The sequence below is a fragment of the Enterococcus sp. FDAARGOS_553 genome (genome assembly GCF_003812305.1).
Classification (GTDB): Bacteria; Bacillota; Bacilli; order Lactobacillales; family Enterococcaceae; genus Enterococcus_D; species Enterococcus_D gallinarum.
This window is the reverse complement of sequence record NZ_CP033740.1, coordinates 1,531,509-1,554,182: the sequence shown is the minus strand read 5'-3', so window position 1 is coordinate 1,554,182 and position 22,674 is coordinate 1,531,509. Positions and strand designations below refer to the sequence as shown.

The window sequence follows — 22,674 nt, the reverse complement described above, 5'->3', positions numbered from 1 at the left end:
CCCCAAAAGTTAGACCAAAAAATCTAACTTTTGGGGGTCGTTATTTGTATGGCAAAATATCCTTTTGAATTAAAACTAAAAATCGTTAAAGAATATCTTAGTGGCGTGGGCGGATATCGGTATCTTGCCAACAAATACGGTATTTCAAGCAAGTCTCAAGTAAGTAATTGGGTGAATGTCTATCGTGAATACGGAGAGGAAGGTCTATTGAGAAAGCATCAAAATCAGAAATATTCTGTTCAATTTAAGTTAAATACGCTAGAGTTATATCAAACAAGTGAGATGTCCTATCGAGAAGTTGCTAGCACTTTAGAAATGAACAACCCTGCGCTTATTGCCAATTGGATGCGTAATTTCAGAGAAGCAGGTATTGAGGGGCTCTCAAAAGAGAAAGGGCGACCACTTACTTTGACTAGAAAAAAAGAAAACAAAAAAGAAAATACAACAACTGAAGAACGCGATCGTATCAAGGCATTAGAAAAGCAAGTCCGATCCCTTCAAATTGAGAATGCCTTTTTAAAAGAGTTGAGGAAGCTGCGAAAACAGGAAGCCCAGCAAAGACGCAAGAATCAATCGCACGAATCATCGCCAGCCTCCGAGGATCATTCAAACTAGTTGAGCTTCTTGAAACATTGAAATTTCCTAAAGCAACCTATATGTATTGGCAGAAACGGTTTGACAGACCAAACCCAGACCAAGAAATTGAAGAAAAAATGCTTGAAATTCGCAAAGATCATAAAGATTACGGCTGTCTGCGACTAAAAAAAGAATTAGAGAATCAAGGGATTCATGTCAATAAAAAGAAGATTCAACGTCTGATAAAAAAACTAGGTATCGAAGTAAAGTCTTACACTCGAAAATCTCGACGGTACAATTCTTATCGTGGGAAGGTTGGCACTGTCGCCAAAAATCGTATTCATCGTCGGTTTTATACAAATATCTGTCACCAAAAAATTACAACTGATACCACAGAGTTTAAGTATTATGAAGTAGACACCACAGGTGTCGTTCGTCAGAAAAAGCTGTATTTAGATCCTTTCATGGATTTCTACAATAGTGAAATTCTATCTTATCGGATTTCTGAAAACCAAACGCACTAGCCATAATGGAAGGATTAGAAGAAGCAATCCAGATGACAAATGATTGTCCATTTCGTAGAACCTTCCATTCAGATCAAGGATGGGCCTATCAAATGAATGCTTATAAGAATAAATTGAAGCAGCATAAAATCTTCCAGAGTATGTCTCGTAAAGGGAATTGTTTAGATAACTCACCTATGGAAAACTTCTTTGGTTTATTAAAGCAAGAGATTTTTCACGGAGAAGTCTATCGGAGTTTAGATGAATTGAAAACAAAAAATGACCAATATATCTATTATTACAACCATAAACGCATCAAAAAGAAATTAAATTGGTGAAGTCCGGTTCAGTTTCGAGAAGCTGTAAAAACAGCTGTCTAACAGTTAATCTTATCATACAAAAAAGGAGTGGATTTCTCCACTCCATAAAAGTCTAACTTTTTGGGGTCACTACGAAAAGTCATTTTCGAGTACTTTTTGTTTTATGCCTGCGATAAGCTCTTTTGTAACCTGAAAATCCGGGCTATAGAGGACTGCTCCTTTGAGTTTGTGGATGGTCTGCTTCCACTAAAAGAAAGCATTCAGCTAGAGCAGCCAGCACTTATCTTCTATTCTCTTTAACTCTCTTTAATCTTAGTCAATGATTTCTCCATTACTGCGGATAACTCTTTGATACCAAGCAAAGCTATCTTTTTTGATTCTTTCGCCACTGCCTTTTCCATAATCATCACTATCTACATAAATAAATCCATAGCGTTTGCTCATTTCACTAGACGAACAGCTGACTATATCAATGGGTCCCCAAGCATAGTAACCGCGCAGATCCACACCATCTTTGATTGCTTCTTTCATGGCTCGAATATGATCTCGATAATACTCTATACGATAGGAATCATGAATGCTCCCATTTTCCAATTTATCAAAATAGCCAATCCCATTTTCAGTGATATAAATTGGACACTGATAGCGATCATAAAACTCATTTAAAAGAATTCTCAAGCCAATGGGATCAATTGTCCACCCCCAAGGATTTGCTGGTAGTTCCTTATTTCTGTGTGGTCCTAAATCCTTATCGTAAGAGTCTTGATCGCATATTTGTGTATAGTAGTAAGAAAAAGACATAAAGTCTGCCGTATGCTTCAGTGCTTCTTCGTCATCTTCTCCAAAAGTTACATGAATGCCTTTATCATCAAAGTAACGGAAAGCATAACCAGGATAGCGGCCGCGAAGTAAGACGTCTGCAAAGAAATACTCCATTTGATTTAATTTTAATGCAGCTAGAACATCTTCCGCCTTGCTAGATGCGGCATAAGATGGACCGCCACAAAGCATCATGCCGATCTCATTATCTGGATAATGTGCATGCGCATATTTTGTAATCAATGCACTAGCAACCATTTCATTGTGTACTCCTTGATATTTAGCAGAAAGCAAATCCTCTACTGCATCCTCAGGAATTCCAAGATGATTGAACGATTCATGGACAATTAAATTGATTTGATTAACCACTATCCACTTCTTTACTTTGTCATGATAGCGATCTAGCAGAACTTGACCATAACGGACAAAGAAATCAATAACTTCTCTTGAATACCAGCCTTTATACGAAGTTGTCAAATGAAGTGGCATTTCATAGTGAGACATTGTGATCATTGGTTCCATACCATTTTTTATTATTTCATCAAATAAATCGTCATAAAACTGCAAACCCGCTTCATTCGGCTCCAACTCATCTCCGTTTGGAAAAATTCTTGCCCAGTTGATAGAAGTCCGAAATGTTTTTAGCCCTAATTCAGCAAGCAATTTCAAGTCATCTTTATACGTGTGATAGAAATCAATTCCCCACCGTTTTGGAAAAATTCGCTCTGTACTGTTCATTGCTTCTTTGATATAAGCTGTCGTTATTTCCATATTAGATTTCTTTTCTAAGTCAACATCTGGAAGAAACTCATTAATATCTGCCACACACCAGCCTTTTCCGTCTACATCCCACGCACCTTCAGCTTGATTAGCTGCAATAGCACCGCCCCATAAAAAATCTTTTGGAAAACCTTCAGGTATTTTAGTCATTTTCTTCCTCTCTTTCCAGTCTACTCTCCAATTGCTCAATGCGCCGATCATAGGCTTTAAAAATTGCCAGCATGCGTTTAGCAATATTTATCTCACTGTAAATAGTCATCAATGTATCCTGTGCATGTGCGAACAACACAGAATACTCTCCATCTTCACCAGATGTTTCAGCCGTAATTGCATCTGTCTGTATGCGGTGTGCCTGTACAATCTCCTCATTTGCTTGCTTTATTTCCACTTCAGCCAGTGCAAAATCATATGATTCAATCGCTTTCAAGGCATCCATACAATGCTTTCTGGCATCTCCAGCATGTAGAATTATCTGCATGGCATGTTGAACGATTTGTTCTTTCACCATTCTAAGACCTTCTTTCACAATTATCTTTCTATACTCTTTCAGTTGCTTCAGCAGCTTCTCTTTCGCATTCTTGTTTTTCATAGGCTTTAAAAAATGGATACCAAATCGCTGCCGCCACGACAAAAACAATCAGCATTAGCAGAATGCCTGAAATTGTTCCGGTAGTTAGCCAAGTGGCAATCGGAAATGGACAGTACCACATTTGAAACATGACTGTTGGAATAGGTGCAAAAGCAATGACTTTCGTAAATAACCAGACAATTAATGGCAATATCAACCCTTGTAACCACATCGGGACCATCAATAGTGGATTCCAAGCAATACAGCCAAAAACAATCGGTTCATTGATATTAAAAATCGTCGGAGCAACCGAAGCCGTACCCAAGGCTTTTAATTTTTTTGATTTGGAGCGCATCAACATAAAAACAAGAGGCATTGTACAGCCGATACCGCCAATCCATAGATAAGCAGAATAAATAGTTGGATCAGTTACTAAATTCATTGCCTTTCCGTCAATATTTGCTTGAATAGCAGTCAATAAAACTGGATTTAAAACAGGCGTTAATACCCATGTTGAAATTCCCAACGAATAGAGGAAACAAACAATCAACATCATCAATGAAAAGCCCCATGGCGTCTCAATCACACTTTGTAATGGCATAAAGATGGCTAGAACAGCATTGTAGACATCAAAGCCAAGAAGATCAACGAAGATCCATCCGGTAAGGACAACAATACCGATTGGCAGCATAGCATCAAACCAAGAGCGGACAAAATCGGGAATCACCGATTCCTCACTGAAAAAAGAAAACTTTCCAAATAAATTCAACACCATACCAGCGAATAGTCCTGCAACAATTGCAATAAACATTCCCCCTGCACCAAGCGCACTATGACTAAAACCAGGTTCTCCGTCAGCAATGACTTGTGGAGAAATAATAATCAAAAATAAGATGATTCCAGACATTCCAGCATTGATTCTTTGCTTACGCAGTCTTTTTTTCTCCATCAAGTTGAAAGGAATCAGAAAAGATATGACAAGTGAGATCATCCCCATCGTCCATCCGTATGGCGTCCAGAAATTGGGTAAACTTGGAAAATAATCATTTAAAATTGCCAGCATACAAAAGACCGATCCTAAGAAAATTAATGGCAAAGCCTGCATGATTGAGTCTTTAAGAGTCACGATCCAAACGTTATGATTGATTTTATTCATTTTGGGCGTAAAGCTGTTTTCCAGCCAGTTAATTAAGGATTGCATTTTATTCCCTCCATTCTGAAAGCTACTGTACCTCTTCCAACAAGTGATCCAAAGCTTGTTTTCCGTTTAATGTGGCATAGTATTCAGGCTTCATCAAAATCACTTTCACTGGTGCATCACCAACAAATTCTTCTACTTCATCCAAAATATACGCCAGATGGGGACCAACCATTAACGCATCAATGTCGTCAATGTAGTTTTCAATCTCACTTTCACCGCGAGCAGTAATTTTTATGTCCAATCCTTTTTCAGCAGCAGCTTTGCGAATATTAGCAGCCATAAAACCTGAGCTGGCTCCAGATCCACACACAAGTAAAACATTCAATTTTTTCATGATTTTTCTCCCCCAATTCAATTTTCATTGATAGCGCTATCAATTACAGTTATACTATAGTCAATCTACAGCGGTGAAACAAATATTCTTTTGCACTGCAGTGGTGAAAGAGAGGGTGTCAGCCAATGAAAGCAAAGTATATAAAACTTCTTCACTATCTAAATGAGCAAGACAATTGGGTTTCCTCCACTCAATTAGCGGAAAAATTTGGGTTATCCAAACGGACGATAAAATCGTATATCGCAGATATTCAAGACAATGAATCTGATTTGATCCTTTCTTCAAACAAAGGCTATCGAGTGGTAGCAAGTAATCTGGTCACTTTTTTCAATAACACAGAAACAAGTGTCCCTGAAACGCCTACTGAACGAACTGCTTATCTCCTTTTGCGACTGATTTCAACCGAGGAAGCTCTGTCTGTTTATGATCTAGCAGAAGAACTATTTATCAGCGAGTCCACATTGTTGAGTGATACAAAAAAACTTAAAAAACAATGTTCTGAACTGGCTATCGAAGTCAGACTGACCAAAGATACACTACAGTTGATTGGAACAGAAAAAGCGAAAAGACAATTAATCCATCAGACATTGCTATCCGAATTGGATAATCATTTCGTTGATATGACTAAGCTACAAGAAAGTTTTATAGATTTTGACCTTGATTATATCAAGGAAATTATTGCCGAACTTTTTTCAGACTATGATTTTTTCACGAATGATTATGCGTTAACAAATATAGTTATTCATCTAGCAATTGCCGTAGACCGTATGAAAGGAAATTTTCAGTCTCCTGAAGCAGAAGCTCAAGCGCCTCACTCAATCCATCCGACAGTACTAAAAATTTCCGAAAAAATCGCGGAAAAAGTAGCGGAACGGTACGGTATTCGTTTTCCCAAAGAAGAAATTCGTGATTTAGCTATCCTAATTTCAGCGAATGGAACTAGCGTGAATTTCACTCAAATTTCACCTGATGAGTTAGAGAAGGTCACGGACAAAAACTGCCTTGACTTAGTAAGAAAAATTCTAGCAAAAGTGGATGAATTATACTTTATTGATGGCAATGAACCTGAGTTCTTCATTCGATTTGCCCTCCATATAAAGAATTTACTGTATCGGATCAATAACGGCTACTCTTGTAGAAACCCAATGACAGAAACACTAAAAAAAGAATGTCCGCTCATCTATGATTGTGCCGTCCAGGTTTCTCATGTCATTCAAAAAGAAATCGGTTATACGATTAGTGAAGACGAAATTGCCTACATAGCTTTTCATTTAGGCTATGCGTTAGAAATTCAAAAACAGCGTACGAATAAAATAAACTGCACGATTCTAGTGCCTCATTACTACAACATGAATATTCAGGTGATGGAAAAGCTTCAGAAAAATTTCTCTGATGACCTTGAGATCCAGAATATTCTTACTAGTGAAAAAGAGTTGCAGTATGTAGATACAGAACTGATTGTGTCTGCTGTTAAACTGAAGCAAGTGATCGCTACCCCATACGTGACCATTAATCCTTTTTTTACCCTTGAAGATCGGCAACAAATTACCGCCAAGATCTTTGATATCAAAGAAAAAAAACGAAAAGAACAATTTGTGAAAACCTTTCTATCGCTTGTTGATAAAAAGCGATTCTCATATACAACTGAAAATCAAAACTCCGCAGAATTGCTCAAACAATTATGTGGTCAAATGAAAGAAGAAGGAATCGTGGACGAGACCTTTTATCCACAAGTAATTGAGAGGGAGCAACTTTCTTCTACTGCCTTTGGTTCAGTGGCTATTCCACATTCACTGACAATGAATGCCAATCGTACGGGGGTTGCGATTGCCGTCAATCCAAAGGGGATCCAGTGGGGAAATAATCGTGTCACATTGGTTTTTTTGATTTCCATCAATTACCATAACCGTCATGTGTTTCGGGAAATTTTTGATGATCTGGCCATGATTTGTACAGATGAACAAAACATTCATAAATTAAGTGCCATAACCACCTTCGATGAATTTGTAGACACGCTGACACAGTGTTTTATCAGCAACAACACAAAACAATGATACTTTTTATTATTGATAGCCATACACGTCGCACAATAGTGGGCAGCCTCTTGGCTGTTCTTTGATTAATAAACTTGGTTATTAACATTCTAAAGGCTGCTCTTCTTGTTCTTTTGACATAATAAGAATATAAAAAAGATCCTGATAAAAGTTCATTCATCCTCGACATACAATCCAGCGTCAAGAAGCACTCAAAATCATCAATTTTGAGTGCTTCTTGTTTTTTTATGTTTCTTAAGAAAATTTTCGGTCTTTCTAAACAAGTGGGATCAAATAGATTTCCTTCATTCATCAATTCTATGTAGAGCAACATTCCCTATTTTAGATTAGGATTGATCAATCCAACAATCACCAATCACCTTGGCAAACGAAATCTGTCCTTTTCTAATATCTGTTTTTTTAGTTAATGCAAACTTTCAGAAGTTTTTCTCTTGAAAAATTCATAAACAAGGAATACAATAAGATTGTTTTTAGGTACACCTAAAAAGATAGGATGTGACAGAATGAATGAAGAAAAAAAATTGATCCAGGCAGCAAATGGACCTAGCTTGGAAGAAATAAACAATACCGTAGCTATTCCCAAGGATGGGAATTTTTGGCGTAATCTTTTAGCTTTTTCTGGTCCCGGAGCGTTAGTCGCGGTTGGGTATATGGATCCTGGTAACTGGATCACTTCAATCGGGGGTGGTGCCGAATATGGTTATCTCCTGCTATCCGTCATCTTGATTTCAAGTCTGATTGCGATGTTGCTCCAATACATGGCAGCTAAACTAGGGATTGTCACCCATATGGACCTCGCACAAGCAACCCGTAAACACACCAGTAAAAAGCTGGGCTTTTTCCTTTGGATTATTACCGAGTTGGCGATCATGGCAACAGATATCGCCGAAGTAATCGGTGGAGCAATTGCTTTGAATCTATTATTCGGTCTACCATTAGTTGTAGGGGTCTTTTTGACGATTTTCGATGTCTTTTTACTGCTTTTCTTGATGAAATTAGGCTTTCGAAAAATCGAAGCCATCGTAATGACCTTAATATTGGTGATTCTGCTTGTTTTTGTTTACGAAGTGATTATTGCCCAACCTGATCTTCCGGCACTTGTTCAAGGCTTCATTCCCCAAAAACAAGTATTGAACCCTGGACAGCTGACCATGGCATTAGGGATCGTTGGCGCGACCGTCATGCCCCATAATTTGTATTTGCATTCGTCGATTTCACAATCAAGAAAGATTGATCGGACGAATCCGCAAGAAGTCGCTACAGCTGTTCGCTTTGCCACATGGGATTCAAATATTCAGCTTTCGGCTGCTTTTGTCGTTAATTGTCTGTTGCTGATTTTAGGGAGCGCATTGTTCTTCGGTCACAGCGAAGAAGTCGGTACTTTTTCAGCGCTGTATGATGCCTTACAAAATTCAGCGATCGCGGGAGCGGTGGCTAGTCCAGCCCTTAGTGTTCTTTTTGCCGTAGCATTACTGGCTTCCGGACAAAACTCAACTATCACTGGAACACTGACAGGACAAGTCGTCATGGAAGGCTTCATCCATATGAAGATTCCAACATGGGCAAGACGATTGATCACTCGTGGCCTTTCTGTCGTACCTGTTTTACTATGTACCCTCTACTTTGGCGGTAATGAACAGGCACTAGATAATCTTTTGATCTATTCACAGGTCTTTTTGAGTATTGCATTACCAGTCTCAATGATTCCATTGGTTTACTTTACTAGTTCCAAAAAAATCATGGGCGAAAAGTTCAAGAACCCTCTGTGGGTCACTTCTCTGGGCTGGATTTGCGCCATCGCATTAACAGTCCTCAACATTCGCTTGATCATCGAAACAATGTCTGGTATTTTTTAAAAAAAGAAAAAAGCCGCACGATCGCAGTTTTCTCTGCAGACGTGCGGCTTTTTTCTTTTTAGCTTTCTAGCTTTTGGTTTCTAAATCATGTAAAAACAGACCACTTAACAATTTGGGTTCAAACCATGTAGATTTAGGCGGCATGATCTCATTCGCATCGGCAACAGCCAATAAATCTTTCATCTGCGTTGGATACATCAAAAAGGCCATTGTCCATTCTCCGGAATCCACCATCCGTTCCAATTCTTCTGGACCACGAATTCCTCCTACAAAATCGATGCGCTTATCTGTGCGGACATCTTCAATACCGAGTAATGGCGCTAAGATATTTTTTTGCAAAAGAGAAACATCCAGACTTTCGACTGCGTCATTCCCTGCTTCTTTGATGGTTAAAGAGAACCATTCGTGGCCCAAATACAAATAGAAGGTTCCCTTTTGAGAAGGCTTGCTGCTAGTTGGCTTCTCAATGTGAAATTTCTCTGCTAGATGATCGAAGAAATGATCTGGAATCGGTACATTGACCACTCGGTTGTATTCCCAGATCGCCAATTCATTTTCCGGAAACAAAATCGCTAAGAAGCGCTCGCTTTCCTCACTATTGTTTTTTTCCTTGCGCTTTTGCAAGCCGACTTTCACTGCCGACTCGGTACGATGATGGCCGTCAGCGATATACAACGCATCAATCGCTGAGAATTCTTGTGATAAAGCAGCAATCACCGCAGAATCATCGATCAGCCAAACCCGATGATGGACCTCATGGTAACTCGTGAAATCATAGATCGGTTGATGGTGACTCTGCCAATCCTGGATCGTTTTTTTTAAGGACTCAGGCTGACGGTAACTTAGAAAGATTGGACTCGTGTTTGCATCACAAGCTTGGATGTGATTGATGCGGTCAACTTCTTTTTCTGGTCGAGTAAACTCATGTTTTTTGATTTTACCAGCTACATAATCCTCAATCGATGTGCAAACAACAAGCCCAGTTTGACTCCGCCCCGCCATTGTCAGCTCATATAAATAATAGGACGGTGCATTGTCTTGGATCAGCCATTTTTTTTCTCGAAAAGCAGCCAAATTTTCTGCTGCTTTCGCATACACTTGCGGATCATAAGGAGCAATATTTGGCAGATCGATTTCTGAGCGATCGATATGAAAATAGCTGTAAGGGTTGCCGGCAGCATATGCCGCTGCTTCTTGCGTGTTGACTACATCATAGGGCAACTCCGCAATTTTCTCTGCTAAGTCAGTTTGTGGGCGGATTGCTTTAAAAGGAAAAACTTGAACCATTAATAGCCTACCTCCTGATTCTTGATCACTCGCACGCGAATAATATCTTCTTTAGCTCGTAATTTATCTGCCACCGCTTCAAGCAATGCAGCATCTGTTGCTCCGACATCCACCAATGTGTAGGCATAGTCGTCACGTCCGCGATTCAACATATTATCGATGTTGATTCCAGATTCAGCGATGATCGAGGAAATTTGTCCTAGCATATTTGGCACGTTGCGGTTAATCACTGTTAAACGATACGGCGAATGGAACGCCATTTCTACGGTTGGAAAATTCACTGAGCGTTTGATCGTCCCAAACTCCAAAAATTTCTTCAATGTGCGGGCAGCCATTTTGGCACAATTGATCTCAGCCTCTTCTGTCGATGCTCCTAAATGCGGTAGAACTAGCACGTTGTCATGGCCCAGTAAGCGTTCATCTGCAAAATCAGTTGTATAACCAGCAATCTCATTATTATCTAACGCAGCAAGAGCTGCAGCTGTATCAACGATCTCACTACGAGAAAAGTTAAACAGTTTAGCCGTTGGCTTCATTTTGGCCAATTCATTCTTGCCCACTAAATGGCGGGTGTTTTCCATCAATGGCACGTGAAGAGTAATGAAATCACAGGTTGTGAAAATTTCTGCTAAATCATTGGCCCGTTTGACTCTGCGGGAGATGGTCCACGCTGTGTCCACCGAAACATAAGGATCATAGCCCACAACTTCCATCCCTAAGCGGTAGGCATCGTTAGCGACCATGGCACCAATCGAGCCTAACCCAACCACACCAAGCTTTTTGCCTTCTAGTTCCGTACCGGCGAATTGCTTTTTGTTGGCTTCTGCCTGTTCCTCTACATCTGATCCGTTCAGTGTTTGGACCCATTGAGCACCTTGGAGAATCGGGCGAACACTTAATAACAAGCTTGCAATAACCAACTCTTTGACTGCATTTGCATTAGCTCCTGGGGTATTGAAGACGACGATGCCTTGTTCTGTACATTCTTTGACCGGAATATTGTTCGTACCAGCTCCAGCTCGCGCAATCCCTAATACACTTTTTGGAAAAGGATAGTCATGCAGCTTTTGGCTTCGCAGCAAGATTCCTTCTGGCTCATCACTTTCATTGATGGCATATTTTTCTTTGTTTAGCCTTTGAAGCCCTTCTGGTGCAATCGCATTGAATGTCTTGATCTGATACATTTATTTGACCTCCGCTTCGAATGATTTCATGAAATCGACAAGTGCCTGAACGCCTTCGATAGGGAACGCATTGTACAAACTTGCTCGCATACCGCCTACCGAACGGTGTCCTTTTAAGTTTTTAAAGCCGGCTGCTTCTGCAGCTTCATTAAATTGTCGATCCAGCTCCTTATCGCCAGTGATAAAAGGAATGTTCGTTAGGGAGCGGCTATTTTTGTCTACGGGACTGCTAAACAAGTTCGATGCTTCGATCGCTTGATAGAGCAGTGCAGCTTTTTGTCGGTCTTGCGCAGTAATCGCTGCTACACCGCCTAATTCTTTCAACCACTCAAAAACCAGTTTTGCGATATAAATGCTGTAAGTAGGCGGCGTATTGTAAAGGGAACCGTTGTCAGCTTGAAGACGATAGTCCAACATTGGAGCAAAGACCGCTTCTTCATTTAATAAATCTTCTCGAATAATAACCACCGTCAATCCTGCTGGTCCAATGTTCTTTTGGGCACCTGCATAGATCATACCGAAATCTTCTACACGATACTCATTGGCCAAGATATTTGATGACATGTCAGCAATGATCGGGACTTTGCCAGCATCCGGAATCGTCTGAAAAGCTGTTCCTTCAATCGTATTATTCGTAGTAATATGCAGATAAGTCGCTGTTTGGTCGATGTTATCTACTGTGATTTCTGGAATATAAGTAAAATGCTTATCTTCACTTGATGCGATCACCTCAACCGTAGCAACTGCTTCAGCCGCTTGAATCGCTTTTTTTGACCAAGAGCCCGTGTTGATATAAAGGGCCTTTTTGTTTTTCGCTAAATTTAATGGCACCATACTAAATTGCAGACTTGCTCCACCTTGCAAAAACAGCACCCGATAGTTATCCGGGATCGCCATCAATTCCCGCAAGAGGGCTTCTGCGTCTTGAATGATCTCTTCAAACAAGGAAGACCGATGACTCAGCTCCATAACGGACATCCCATTGCCACGATAATCCAAAAGCTCGGATTGAGCTCTTTCCAATACGGGGCGGGGCAAGACGGCGGGACCAGCTGAAAAGTTATAAACAGTCATACAAAAATCTCTCCTTTGTTGTTAGATGTGACACCCATTATAGCAGAAGGAGGAATATGAAAAAAGGTTAAAAATAATTAAAATTCTCAATTTTCTGAAAAAAAGATGAAAGCAATTGATAACGTTCCTCAATTGCTTTCTAACCATTGCCAGATTTCATGAAATACGACTTGTTTATTGGTTTCATTTAAGATCTCGTGACGACCGCCTTCCAGCAAATAAACTGTCAGATGCCGCTGCCCTTGCTGGTTCAAATAGTTTGCTAGCTTACGGACACTCTTGCCATAATGGCCCACAGGATCTTCTTTTCCTGAAATCAGCAGTAACGGCAATTCGCGATCGATTTTCTGCAACAGGCGGGGGGCACTCGCTTTTTTTGTCAATAAAAACAAATCTCGATAGGCACTTAATGAAAAATGAAATTGCGTATGCGGATCTGCTAAATAAGCATCTACTTGTTGGGGATCACTGGACAACCAATCTTTCGCCGTTCGGTTGGGCTGAAACCGCCGATTATGTTGACCAAAAACCAGATTTTCCATCACGCGATAGGGCCATGCTTGCTGTCGAAAAGGCATCAACGACTTCGTCAATAAAGCGGCACTGGTCATTTTGGCCGGCGCTTCCAGTGTCGTCCCCATAATGATTGCTCCTGCCAATTTTGTATTTTTCTGATACAAAAAATTGCGCAAAACCAAAGAGCCCATACTATGACCTAAAAGATAATAAGGTTGAGCTGGAAACTGCTCCAACGCAAAACGCTGAACCAATCCCACATCTGCTACAAGATAATCCGCACCATTTGTTTCTCCAAATGTCCCATACTCGTTTTGCTCAGCTACTGTTTTCCCGTGTCCCAAGTGATCATGACCGATCACTGTGAATCCTTTTGAAACGAGATATTGAGCAAACGGATCGTACCGTTCAATGTGTTCAATCATGCCATGGATCAGCTGAAGCATTCCTTTGGACTGTCCCTCCGGCTGCCAAATTTTCACATAAAGTTGATCTTTGCCGTTTGAAGATCGAATCATTTCTTGCCTGGTTTTCATCCATTCACCTCATTTGCATTTACTTTTACGTCTACTTTGTAAAACGATTTGCTCCGTCCCATTTGTCTTTATTATACATGGAAGAAGGAAAACTGCCTATCTTGGCCTAGAGCTCTATCAGCGGCTCATCCTAATTACTCAAAAAAAAAACAGTATCATGGCACGTCTGTCCATGACACTGCTTTAGGATGTTAGTTTGCTTCATTCGGATCGAAGAACAGCCCTAAATTGAACAAGACAGATCACAGCATGGCCATTTGAGCCACGCCATTGCTTTCAGTGTTATGATATCTAAACCACTGAAAGCAGCTCTAGAAACTATTCTCCCTCTTTTGGTATGATCTCCATCCGATCGACACTCAGTGTGTCGACCCCAATTTCTGAAGACACTTCGATTTTGATAGTGCCTGCTTTCAAATTCATAGTAGTTTGGATAGGCTGATAGTATTGTGACGGATAGACCGCCAAACGTTGGCTGTCATCATCTGTTTTCAGTTGAACATACACGGGCTCATTCAATGACAAATAATCTTGAGTTTTAAGATAAACGATGACCGTCGCTTCACTAGCCTGTCCCATTGTTGGTTGAAAAACCAAACGATCTTCGGTCGATTCAAACCCTTGAACCACTTTTTTCATCAATGCTTCCTCGTCTGTCACTGTTACTAAATCACCTTCAAGAAGCGCATCACTGGCGGTCATTCGGATCCTTTTTGCTTCACCACTGGGAAGCTTCTGTGTTTCATTATCCGCTAAAGGAACTTCTAATTTCAGCTTGTTTTCTTCCCATTTGATTGGCTGCAAACGAATCGAGCGTTGCCAGCCAGAATGATCCCAACGAGCAGCGTGAAATATCAACCAGTCTTCGGTGCCGTCTTTCGACTTGGCAAACCCATTGTGCCCGGGACCAAAAACAGTTTCTGTCTGCTGAAAAATCGGTTCGGATTCTTTCGTCCAACTTCGGGTATCTAATGGATCATCTTGGCGATCCATTGTCAAAAGTCCCAGTGCATAATCATTGTCCCAACTTCCACTAGCCGAATAGACCACATTTACCGTATCTTCTTTGATGATCACTTGAGGTGCTTCGTTAATCAACGGCGTTTGCCGCATTTCCCATTCGTATTCCGGAGTCGAAATCAGCTGCTTTTCACCAATGACTTCTGTAGGTGAGATCATTTCAGCAATATAAATATTTTGGGCAATATTTTCATATCCTTCCCAACCTGACCAAAGGAAATACCGTTGTTCGTCTAATTCGAGGACAGTTCCATCAATAGCAAACTTGTCATCCAGTCCTTTGATTTCTTCCAACTGCCAATCATCACTGTAAGGATCCTGGTTTTCGTTGACTAGTGCATACATCCGGTGGGTTTCTGAGGGATGATTGGCCGCAAAATAAACGACCCACGTACCATCCAGCTGATGAAGTTCCGGTGCCCAGATACTTTCAAACTCCGCAGGCATTTCCCAGATGACTTTTTTCTCCCCCGCTGCTACTTCAGTCAGATTTTCCGAACGCCAAAGGGTTAAGTTGTTACCAGTAGTTTTCGTATAATAATAATATTTCTCATCTTGAAAAATCCACGGGTCTGCACCATCGTTGTCGATGATCGCTGTGAAATCGTCAACCAGCGTTTCATGAGAAGTACCGCAACCTCCTACGAAAGGAGTCGCCAAAATCAATGCACAAATAATACCATTTTTTCTCATTGTCTCTCCTTTCCAATGTTGCCGTCTGCATATCATTCAACTTGAGAAACATGAAATTGATCATTGATAGCTTTGATTGCTGCCAAGTCCACTTTAGGCTGACGGTCATAAGTCAACAACCCATTGATCTCCTGTTCGACATCGGTCAATTGCGTATAGCAATATCCCCAGAGCCCTACTGAAGCATAGACAGCCGACAGCACCCGTTGGTAGTCCTTTAAGAATTCAACTTCATTGTCGACTGACGTATACCCCCAACCTGGTTGTCCCGATACATCAAAGCCGATGCCACCAAATTCCGTTAACAAGATTGGTTGCTCCTGATAAGAAAAGCCGTTGGCAAAAATCGGCCACGGAGTAGAAAGCCGCTTAATCAGATTTTCGCGAGTTCGGAGGGTTTCTTTAAAGTAATCATATTTCTCAGTTTCTTCTTTTTGGCCATGGGCATAGTTGTGAATGGCGCAAATATCTGTTTCTGTCATTGCCCAACCATCATTTGAGATCACTAATCGTGTTTTATCCAATGCGTGCAAGAAATGATACATTGCTTGAGAGAAATGTTGCTGTGTTCGGTCAAAGGAAATCTTTGGCACGCCCCAGCTTTCATTGATCGGCACCCAAGTCACAATGGAGGGATGGCTAAAGTCTCTGGCAATGATCTCGGTCCATTCCCGCATCAGTCGTTCAACAGAATCTTCATTGTAAATCGCCGGAGCCGCACATTCTCCCCAAACCAGAAAACCTAACTGATCCGCCCAGTACAAAAAGCGCGGATCTTCTGTTTTTTGATGTTTGCGGCAACCATTGAAGCCCATTTCTTTTGCTAGTAAGATGTCTTTTTTAAAGTCTTCATCTGACGGTGCAGTCAAGAGGCCACTAGGCCAGTACCCTTGATCCAAAATCAACTTTTGATAGTAAGGTTTGTTGTTCAAATAGACCATGCCGTTTTCCGTATGGATTTTACGCATGCCGAAATAACTTTTCAGGTAGTCAATTGTTTCTCCATCGTTGATTAAAGAAAGTTTAATATCAAATAACTGGGGATTTTCCGGTGTCCAAGACCAACCGTCATGATGGAAATTGCTTCTGAAAATATGTTCCTGAAAAAGATCGGCATTGAACTTCATTTTTGCCGAATCTGCAGACAGTCTCCCCGCTGCGATTAGCTGTTCTTTAAAAGAGATCCGATAGTCCAGTTCACACTGCGGCTGGAACTGATTCAAGATCGTTTCAACAGTCACGGTCCCCTCATCAAAATTTGGAGTTAGATTGATTTCTTTCAAATGAGTCTCTGAAACGACTTCCAGCCATACTGGCTGCCAAATCCCGGTAGAATTCGTATACCAGATACCAGCAGATTCTGTCTCCCAGAATTGTTTTCCTCGAGGAATACTTTCATCTGCATGAGGATCAAATGCACGCACACTTATCGCTTGCTGACCGTCGACCAAATAATCGGTAATATCTACTTCAAAAGAGGTATGACCGCCTTGATGATTCGTTACATGACAACCATTGACAAAGACATCCGCCTCGTAATCCACCGCACCAAAATGCAAGACTACACGTTGACTGTCCATTGCCTGCACTGTGAATGTCCGGTAATACCAGACAATATCGTGAGGTTCTCGTTGGTTGATCCCGCTCAATTCGCTTTGATAGACGAAGGGCACCTTGATTCTATGCGGATAGGCTTCCTCCTCTTGATACCATTTCTCTTTTAGTCCTACATTTTTATCATCAAAGGCGAAGTGCCATTCTCCATTTAAATTCAGCCAGTTTTCTCGTTGAAACTGGGGTCTAGGGTATTCATTTCTGCTCATAGTTCCTCCAAAAAACAATTTATTTTATACCACTTTGCAATGACATTGATTCCATGAAACTCTTTTGCGCCACTAAATATAAAAGGAATGTCGGGATCAATGCTAAAAGAGCTCCTGCAGCTCCTACTCCCGGATACGTCATATATTGCCCTTGCAGCAACTGAAGTCCCGGCGTGATAGGCAGTTTATCAATATCGCTCATAACGATAGAAGGCCACAAGAAGTCGTTCCACGAACCAGTAAAACTAAATAACGCAACGACGGTTAAAACCGGCTTGATCAGCGGCAGAATAATATGATAAAAAATCTGAAATTCATTGGCCCCATCAATTACAGCCGACTCATCCAATTCTTTAGGAATCCCTAAGATAAACTGACGAACTAGAAAAATGTTATAGACACCTGCTGCGCCAGGAACGATCACGGCTAGAAACGTGTTGGTCCAGCCTAATGTATCCACGATTTTGAAATTGGGGATCAAATTGACGACACCAGGAAACATCATCGTTCCCAGCAATAATGCAAAAATCAAGTCTCGACCTTTAAACGCCAGCCGTGTATAGCCATAAGCCGCAAAAGAAACGATCACCATCACCAACAATGTGTGGGCTGTTGAAATGATCATCGAATTCAAAAACCAGCGAAAGACTGGCGATGAATCATTCCCCTGCAACAACCCTAAAAAGTTTGCGAAGGTCCACTCTTTAGGAATCAGGCTAAAGCCAACTTTTTGGATCTCAGCATCTGATTTGAAAGAGGTAAAAATAGCCCATATCAGAGGAAAAATCCAGACAATACAAACAATAGCTAATACGATAAATGCGACTCTTTTTCCTACTTTATTTTCTCGCATGGCTGTCCCCTTACCTCTCTAATTTTTTGATCATGATAAATTGAAAGACCGAAACGATCATGATAACGATCCCTAGTAAAATCGCCATCGCCGATGACATACCAGCAACGGACGTACTACTGCCAAAAGCATTCTCTTGAATATACATCATGAGTACTCTCGTCGAATTGTTCGGACCACCCCCGGTCAGCATCAATGGCTGTCCATAAATATTGAATTGAGCAATAGTCGTCATGACTGTTGTAAAAATCAGCTGATTCCGAATACTCGGCAACGAAATCCGGAAAAACTTCACTACACTGCTGGCTCCGTCAAGCTCGGCTGCCTCCATTTGTTCCCTGGGCACACCGTTCAACGCAGCTACATAAATGATCAAATTTCCTCCTAATGTCCACCAAATCGTTACGATCAAAATCGCGATCCAGGCCCATGGTTGTGTCCCGACAAAATTGATATCTATCCCAAAAACTTCTTTGATGGGGCCAAAGGATTTACTTAACAGAAACCCCCAGATGATCATTACAGCAGAGATGGCAAACAATGTCGGCAAGTAAAGAACCGATTGAAAAAAGCGCATCATCTTTGGCTTTGCGGACAATGCCACAGCTAATAGCAATGGAATCGCGATACACAGAGGTACTGATATCACTGCAAAGAATAGCGTGTTTTTCATCCCATTGAAAAATTGCGTATGATACAGCGAGTCTTGATCAAATAGAATCGTCTTAAAATTGTCTAAACCAATAAAAATCGGTGAACTAAAAAGATCCCATTCGGTAAAGGAAACATAAACACCAATTACAGCAGGAACCAAAAAGAATAAAATAAAAAGAATCATGTGGGGACCGATAAACAAAACGGGCCAACCACTGAGCTTTTTTTTGCTACTCATACATTACGCATCCTTTCATGCCTTGATAAAATCGACTAGAAAAAGACTGTGACAAAAACCACTTCTGCATGGAAGATGCTCTTTCGTGTAAGTTGCCAAGCTAACCAGATCAAAAGGCCACTCTTTGAGAAATCTTATATGAGTCCTCTTTTGGTATGTGTCTTCTCGACATGCCTGATCACTATCTTCTTTGCCTTCAGCTTTTGTCACAGACCCTGCGATTATTTCATTTTCTCTTCCACGACTTTTTGGATTTCACCAAAGGTATCTTTAATATCGGCTTTTCCAGTGATCATGTCCCAAGAACGATTGTCGTATTCATCAAAAATGTAAGACAATCCATCGACTGCATTCACAGAGATCGCCGCCTGTCCTTTTTCTGTTTTCAACAAGAAAGATTGCGGCATCTTGACATATTCCTCATTGTCAAGCATCGCTAGTGAAGTTGGATTGGCGCCAGATTTCACCCATTCTAACTGGTTTGCCTGCAACCAAGTCAAGAAATCCACCATTCCCTCTTTCTTTTCATCAGAGCGTTCTTCTTTTGTCTTAAACATCGCAAACTGATCAACTCCCGATCCTTGAACGATATTTTCCGCATCCCATTGCGGTGTAAAGGTTTCTCCCCACTCAAAGTCACTGATTTCTTCCATATTGCTCAACATCCACGTTCCTTCCGGCAAGAAGATCAACTGTTGATTCGCAAAAAGTTTATTGGCATCTTCCCCGTCTGGCACCATGTAGCCCGCATCATACAAATTTTTGAATTCCTGTACCGTGTTATACGAATACTCATTATCGATATTGATTTTGCCATCTTGATCTTGCCATTGTCCGCCCATTTGCTGATATAGATTGGAATAATTCTGCATCCCCCAGGTATAACCAAAGCTATAAACGCCATCTGCTTTTGCTTTTTCACCTGCCTGATTGATTTCTTCATAAGTCACGATGCCATCATCTAATGCTCCAGGAATGTATTTGTCTACCAGATCTTTGTTGTAATACATGACCCACGACCCCATGGTGGCAGGAATCCCATACTGGCTGTCCTCAAGAGTACCGGTATCCCAAGCTGCTTCAACATAATTGCTGCGATCTAGCTCTGTACCTTTGATCATGTCATCCCAAGAATCCAGCATCTCTTGGTTCTTATAGGTGGGAAGTGCTTCTGAAGCGACTAAAGCCAAATCTGGTACACCTTTCCCCGATTTACCTGCTGTAGTTAGTTTTGAGGTGAAGGTATCCCCTTGCATACTCACTAATTTCACTTTGAAATCCGGATCCGTCGCATTGTATTCGTCAATCGTCTTTTTGATTTTCTCCCCATCTGGTCCAGTTGTGGATGACCATAACAAAATTTCAGAACTCTTGCTTGAGTTGCCGCCGCCACTTCCACATGCTGACAATACGATGCCACACAGCAACGTCGCCCCTACTACTATAGCTGCTTTACTAAATTTCATTTTTCCACGCTCCTATTATTTAACTTATTTGTAAAACGATATTCCAACTCACTTTACTTTTTTCAACAACAATAAAAACCAAACTGTTTACACCGTTAAATTAACATCAAAATAAAGCGCTGTCAACAGCTATTTAACAACTAAAATAAAATATTTATATCGTTTAACTATAGTGTAAAATCATCAAGTTATGTTATAATAAACCTGCGCAATCAATTAACAAAAAAGTATAACGAGGTGAATAGAATGGAATTAAATTTAGAGAAAACCTCTTTACCGGTTTATGAAGCTTTAGCCAATGAGACGCGTTTGGCAATTTTGAGAGAGTTAGGCGGGGAAAGAAAAAGCATCAGTGAGATTGGGGAAAAACTGGCAATCAGCAACGCACTCATGACCAAGCACATCAAAAAATTAGAGCAGGCACAATTGATCAGATTAGAAAAAGGAACGGGAAAAGATTGGAAAAAGAAGTTTCTAGCTTTAAAGACTGATTTCATCAACATCAACTTCCCCGAAAAAGTATTTCCAGAAATGAATTTGACTTCATTACCTGTGAAAATTGGTCACTTCACTGATTTTAGAGCCGAAGCTTCTTGTGGAATGGCTACAAAAGATCGCCTGATCGGCGCATTGGATGATCCTAAATCCTTTTTGGCACAAGAACGAGTAGATGCCAGTATTATCTGGTTAAACAATGGATTCTTAGAGTACAAAATTCCGAAACCGCTAAAAAATGGGGAAAAAATCGAAATGCTGGAAATCAGCATGGAGATTGCTTCTGAATTCCCTATTTCCAATAATTATTGGCCGAGTGATATTTCTTTCTATATCAACGATGTCTGTTTAGGAACCTATACTGTTCCAGGAAACTTTTCAGATGTACGGGGGGCATTGACCCCTCAATGGTGGATCGATGAGTTCAGTCAATACGGCTTGTTGAAACATCTGCGGATCAACCGTTTTGATACTTCGATCGACGGAGAAAAGCTGACCGACCATAACTTAAGCGAGATCGATTTGGATCACAGTGATTTCTTTACATTCAAAATTGCAGCACCGGCAACCGCAGAAAACGCTGGCGGTCTAACTATTTTTGGCGATCGTTGGGGCAATTACCCGCAGGATCTGCTTTTCAATTTTTATATTTCGGAATAAAAAAAGACACAGGCAAACAATCACCTGCATCACTTGATGATCTCTGTTAACTCTCCTTTGACTGCAAGATTTAACAGGGATCATTTGCTATGGCGGGATTCGTTTTTCTGTGTCTTGATTGCTCTTATTTTGCGCTGGCTACGGCAAAGATTCGTTCGATCAATTCCATGACGTTGCGAACTTCTTCATTTTTGACAATTGGTTCAGCACCGTGACGGACTACATGATAAAAATTCTTGTAGAAAGGATCAAAATCGGCTTTCGCTTCTGGAAATGGGATTGATTCTGCAGCCAATTCAGATGGCGGTGCCATTGTTTTCGTTAATCCAACACCTGCTTGGACAGGTTTAGGTGCGGCAACATCTTCGCGGCCAGTTGCCCGAACCATCTTACCATTCAACGCCCAATCTTGGATCGTAGCAGTTCCTTCAATTCCCTTAATGTACCAGCGAGGCAATTGGGTGTAATTGGAGGTCCCAACTTCCACGATTGCTTTGACACCATTTTCAAATGTGATCAAAGCAAAGAATCCATCGTCGACTTCTTCTCCCAGAATATAGCTTAAGTCAGCTTTCACATCTTTCACTGGACTGTCCACTAACCAAAGTATTTGATCCAACAAGTGAACGCCCCAGTCTAATACCATGCCGCCTCCTTGTTTTTTCACATGGCGCCAATCACCTGGGATGCCATTTGCACCTTGGACCCGTGATTCGATTTGGAAAAGATCACCGATCTGCCTATTACGATATAAATCGCGAACGATCAGAAAGTCTGGATCCCAGCGACGGTTTTGATGGACCATAAATGTATTGCCTGTTTCTTTGGCCACAGCAACGATTTCGTCTAGTTCAGCAGTGTTTAAAGCAACAGGTTTCTCACATACAACATGCTTACCCGCTCTGAGGGCTGCGATCGACAAATCCTTATGCAAATCATTCGGCGTTGCGATCAGCACTGCTTCAATGGTTTCATCTGCTAAGACTTCTTCATAACTTTTATAGATTTTATGCCCTTTTTCTTGTGAAATAGCTTGTCTTTCTTCCGAAATATCATAGGTTCCCACAATATGGATCCGTTCATTTTCATTCGGCAGGATGTTGTGCACATGGTAAGCACCCATACCGCCATAACCGATGACAACAAAATTGATTGCACTCATTT

The 22,674-nt window shown here is 40.9% G+C and carries 17 protein-coding genes and 1 pseudogene; 4 read left to right on the top strand and 14 right to left on the bottom strand.

Annotated elements, in window-relative coordinates; translation table 11 throughout:
• Positions 1-48 precede the first annotated feature (48 nt).
• A pseudogene (locus tag EGX73_RS07940) lies at positions 49-1,417 on the top strand (IS3 family transposase).
• A 294-nt stretch (positions 1,418-1,711) separates the two neighbouring features.
• Here EGX73_RS07940 and EGX73_RS07935 read toward each other — a convergent pair.
• From EGX73_RS07935 to EGX73_RS07920, 4 genes are read right to left on the bottom strand one after another with little or no spacing between them, the layout of a single operon-like run.
• Positions 1,712-3,148, bottom strand: a complete 1,437-nt coding sequence (locus EGX73_RS07935) for a glycoside hydrolase family 1 protein (RefSeq protein WP_005472648.1) — start codon at positions 3,146-3,148, stop codon at positions 1,712-1,714.
• Positions 3,141-3,506: a PTS lactose/cellobiose transporter subunit IIA gene (locus EGX73_RS07930; RefSeq protein WP_005472650.1), complete on the bottom strand. Its 366-nt coding sequence runs from the start codon at positions 3,504-3,506 to the stop codon at positions 3,141-3,143. The genes EGX73_RS07935 and EGX73_RS07930 overlap by 8 nt, the downstream gene beginning before the upstream one ends.
• Positions 3,507-3,534: 28 nt before the next feature.
• Positions 3,535-4,767, bottom strand: a complete 1,233-nt coding sequence (locus tag EGX73_RS07925; RefSeq protein ID WP_003128746.1) for a PTS sugar transporter subunit IIC — start codon at positions 4,765-4,767, stop codon at positions 3,535-3,537.
• Positions 4,768-4,789: 22 nt separating this feature from the next.
• Positions 4,790-5,101, bottom strand: a complete 312-nt coding sequence (locus EGX73_RS07920) for a PTS sugar transporter subunit IIB (protein WP_005472652.1) — start codon at positions 5,099-5,101, stop codon at positions 4,790-4,792.
• A 125-nt stretch (positions 5,102-5,226) separates the two neighbouring features.
• Between EGX73_RS07920 and EGX73_RS07915 the strand changes: the two genes are divergently transcribed.
• A complete protein-coding gene (locus tag EGX73_RS07915; protein ID WP_003128742.1) occupies positions 5,227-7,155 on the top strand; it encodes a BglG family transcription antiterminator in 1,929 nt (642 codons plus the stop codon).
• Between the two features lie 503 nt (positions 7,156-7,658).
• Positions 7,659-9,011 carry an Nramp family divalent metal transporter gene (locus tag EGX73_RS07910; protein ID WP_003128741.1) on the top strand — a complete coding sequence of 451 codons (1,353 nt, stop codon included), beginning with the start codon at positions 7,659-7,661 and terminating at the stop codon, positions 9,009-9,011.
• Between the two features lie 66 nt (positions 9,012-9,077).
• Here the strand turns inward: EGX73_RS07910 and EGX73_RS07905 are convergent, their stop codons facing one another.
• The 9 genes from EGX73_RS07905 to EGX73_RS07865 form a co-directional block, all read right to left on the bottom strand.
• Positions 9,078-10,298 (bottom strand): DUF1015 domain-containing protein, encoded by a 1,221-nt coding sequence (locus EGX73_RS07905; RefSeq protein WP_003128740.1) that lies wholly within the window; start codon positions 10,296-10,298, stop codon positions 9,078-9,080.
• Entirely contained in the window at positions 10,298-11,482 is a 1,185-nt protein-coding gene (locus tag EGX73_RS07900) for a phosphoglycerate dehydrogenase (RefSeq protein ID WP_003128739.1), read from the bottom strand. The genes EGX73_RS07905 and EGX73_RS07900 overlap by 1 nt, the downstream gene beginning before the upstream one ends.
• Positions 11,483-12,556, bottom strand: coding sequence for a 3-phosphoserine/phosphohydroxythreonine transaminase (gene serC, locus EGX73_RS07895; protein WP_123866867.1), 1,074 nt, complete (start codon positions 12,554-12,556; stop codon positions 11,483-11,485). It lies immediately after the preceding gene.
• A 128-nt stretch (positions 12,557-12,684) separates the two neighbouring features.
• Entirely contained in the window at positions 12,685-13,608 is a 924-nt protein-coding gene (locus EGX73_RS07890) for an alpha/beta fold hydrolase (protein WP_003128737.1), read from the bottom strand.
• 318 nt (positions 13,609-13,926) lie between these two features.
• Positions 13,927-15,321, bottom strand: coding sequence for a glycoside hydrolase family 43 protein (locus EGX73_RS07885; protein WP_021149175.1), 1,395 nt, complete (start codon positions 15,319-15,321; stop codon positions 13,927-13,929).
• A 32-nt stretch (positions 15,322-15,353) separates the two neighbouring features.
• Positions 15,354-17,144, bottom strand: a complete 1,791-nt coding sequence (locus EGX73_RS07880) for a glycoside hydrolase family 2 protein (RefSeq protein ID WP_123866866.1) — start codon at positions 17,142-17,144, stop codon at positions 15,354-15,356.
• Between the two features lie 19 nt (positions 17,145-17,163).
• Complete coding sequence (locus EGX73_RS07875) at positions 17,164-17,997, bottom strand: carbohydrate ABC transporter permease (RefSeq protein ID WP_123866865.1); 834 nt, start codon at positions 17,995-17,997, stop codon at positions 17,164-17,166.
• A gap of 10 nt (positions 17,998-18,007) precedes the next feature.
• The gene (locus EGX73_RS07870; protein WP_003128733.1) at positions 18,008-18,889 is read right to left on the bottom strand and encodes a carbohydrate ABC transporter permease; all 882 of its coding nucleotides are present in this window, start codon (positions 18,887-18,889) and stop codon (positions 18,008-18,010) included.
• A 221-nt stretch (positions 18,890-19,110) separates the two neighbouring features.
• Complete coding sequence (locus EGX73_RS07865) at positions 19,111-20,355, bottom strand: extracellular solute-binding protein (protein WP_005472664.1); 1,245 nt, start codon at positions 20,353-20,355, stop codon at positions 19,111-19,113.
• 246 nt (positions 20,356-20,601) lie between these two features.
• Here EGX73_RS07865 and EGX73_RS07860 point away from each other — a divergent pair, with 246 nt between their 5' ends.
• Positions 20,602-21,510 (top strand): transcriptional regulator, encoded by a 909-nt coding sequence (locus EGX73_RS07860; RefSeq protein WP_003128730.1) that lies wholly within the window; start codon positions 20,602-20,604, stop codon positions 21,508-21,510.
• 124 nt (positions 21,511-21,634) lie between these two features.
• On the opposite strand, the gene EGX73_RS07855 is transcribed toward EGX73_RS07860, so the two are convergent.
• Positions 21,635-22,672 carry a Gfo/Idh/MocA family protein gene (locus EGX73_RS07855; RefSeq protein ID WP_003128728.1) on the bottom strand — a complete coding sequence of 346 codons (1,038 nt, stop codon included), beginning with the start codon at positions 22,670-22,672 and terminating at the stop codon, positions 21,635-21,637.
• Between the last annotated feature and the right edge of the window lie 2 nt (positions 22,673-22,674).

What these genes read in the sequence shown, in the direction of transcription:
- EGX73_RS07870 (WP_003128733.1), bottom strand. Translation starts at nt 18,889, where the DNA reads ATGAGTAGCAAAAAAAAGCTCAGTGGTTGGCCCGTTTTGTTTATCGGT.
- EGX73_RS07920 (WP_005472652.1), bottom strand. Translation starts at nt 5,101, where the DNA reads ATGAAAAAATTGAATGTTTTACTTGTGTGTGGATCTGGAGCCAGCTCA.
- EGX73_RS07925 (WP_003128746.1), bottom strand. Translation starts at nt 4,767, where the DNA reads ATGCAATCCTTAATTAACTGGCTGGAAAACAGCTTTACGCCCAAAATG.
- serC (WP_123866867.1), bottom strand. Translation starts at nt 12,556, where the DNA reads ATGACTGTTTATAACTTTTCAGCTGGTCCCGCCGTCTTGCCCCGCCCC.
- EGX73_RS07865 (WP_005472664.1), bottom strand. Translation starts at nt 20,355, where the DNA reads ATGAAATTTAGTAAAGCAGCTATAGTAGTAGGGGCGACGTTGCTGTGT.
- EGX73_RS07880 (WP_123866866.1), bottom strand. Translation starts at nt 17,144, where the DNA reads ATGAGCAGAAATGAATACCCTAGACCCCAGTTTCAACGAGAAAACTGG.
- EGX73_RS07910 (WP_003128741.1), top strand. Translation starts at nt 7,659, where the DNA reads ATGAATGAAGAAAAAAAATTGATCCAGGCAGCAAATGGACCTAGCTTG.
- EGX73_RS07860 (WP_003128730.1), top strand. Translation starts at nt 20,602, where the DNA reads ATGGAATTAAATTTAGAGAAAACCTCTTTACCGGTTTATGAAGCTTTA.
- EGX73_RS07915 (WP_003128742.1), top strand. Translation starts at nt 5,227, where the DNA reads ATGAAAGCAAAGTATATAAAACTTCTTCACTATCTAAATGAGCAAGAC.
- EGX73_RS07900 (WP_003128739.1), bottom strand. Translation starts at nt 11,482, where the DNA reads ATGTATCAGATCAAGACATTCAATGCGATTGCACCAGAAGGGCTTCAA.
- EGX73_RS07935 (WP_005472648.1), bottom strand. Translation starts at nt 3,148, where the DNA reads ATGACTAAAATACCTGAAGGTTTTCCAAAAGATTTTTTATGGGGCGGT.
- EGX73_RS07885 (WP_021149175.1), bottom strand. Translation starts at nt 15,321, where the DNA reads ATGAGAAAAAATGGTATTATTTGTGCATTGATTTTGGCGACTCCTTTC.
- EGX73_RS07930 (WP_005472650.1), bottom strand. Translation starts at nt 3,506, where the DNA reads ATGGTGAAAGAACAAATCGTTCAACATGCCATGCAGATAATTCTACAT.
- EGX73_RS07905 (WP_003128740.1), bottom strand. Translation starts at nt 10,298, where the DNA reads ATGGTTCAAGTTTTTCCTTTTAAAGCAATCCGCCCACAAACTGACTTA.
- EGX73_RS07875 (WP_123866865.1), bottom strand. Translation starts at nt 17,997, where the DNA reads ATGCGAGAAAATAAAGTAGGAAAAAGAGTCGCATTTATCGTATTAGCT.
- EGX73_RS07890 (WP_003128737.1), bottom strand. Translation starts at nt 13,608, where the DNA reads ATGAAAACCAGGCAAGAAATGATTCGATCTTCAAACGGCAAAGATCAA.
- EGX73_RS07855 (WP_003128728.1), bottom strand. Translation starts at nt 22,672, where the DNA reads ATGAGTGCAATCAATTTTGTTGTCATCGGTTATGGCGGTATGGGTGCT.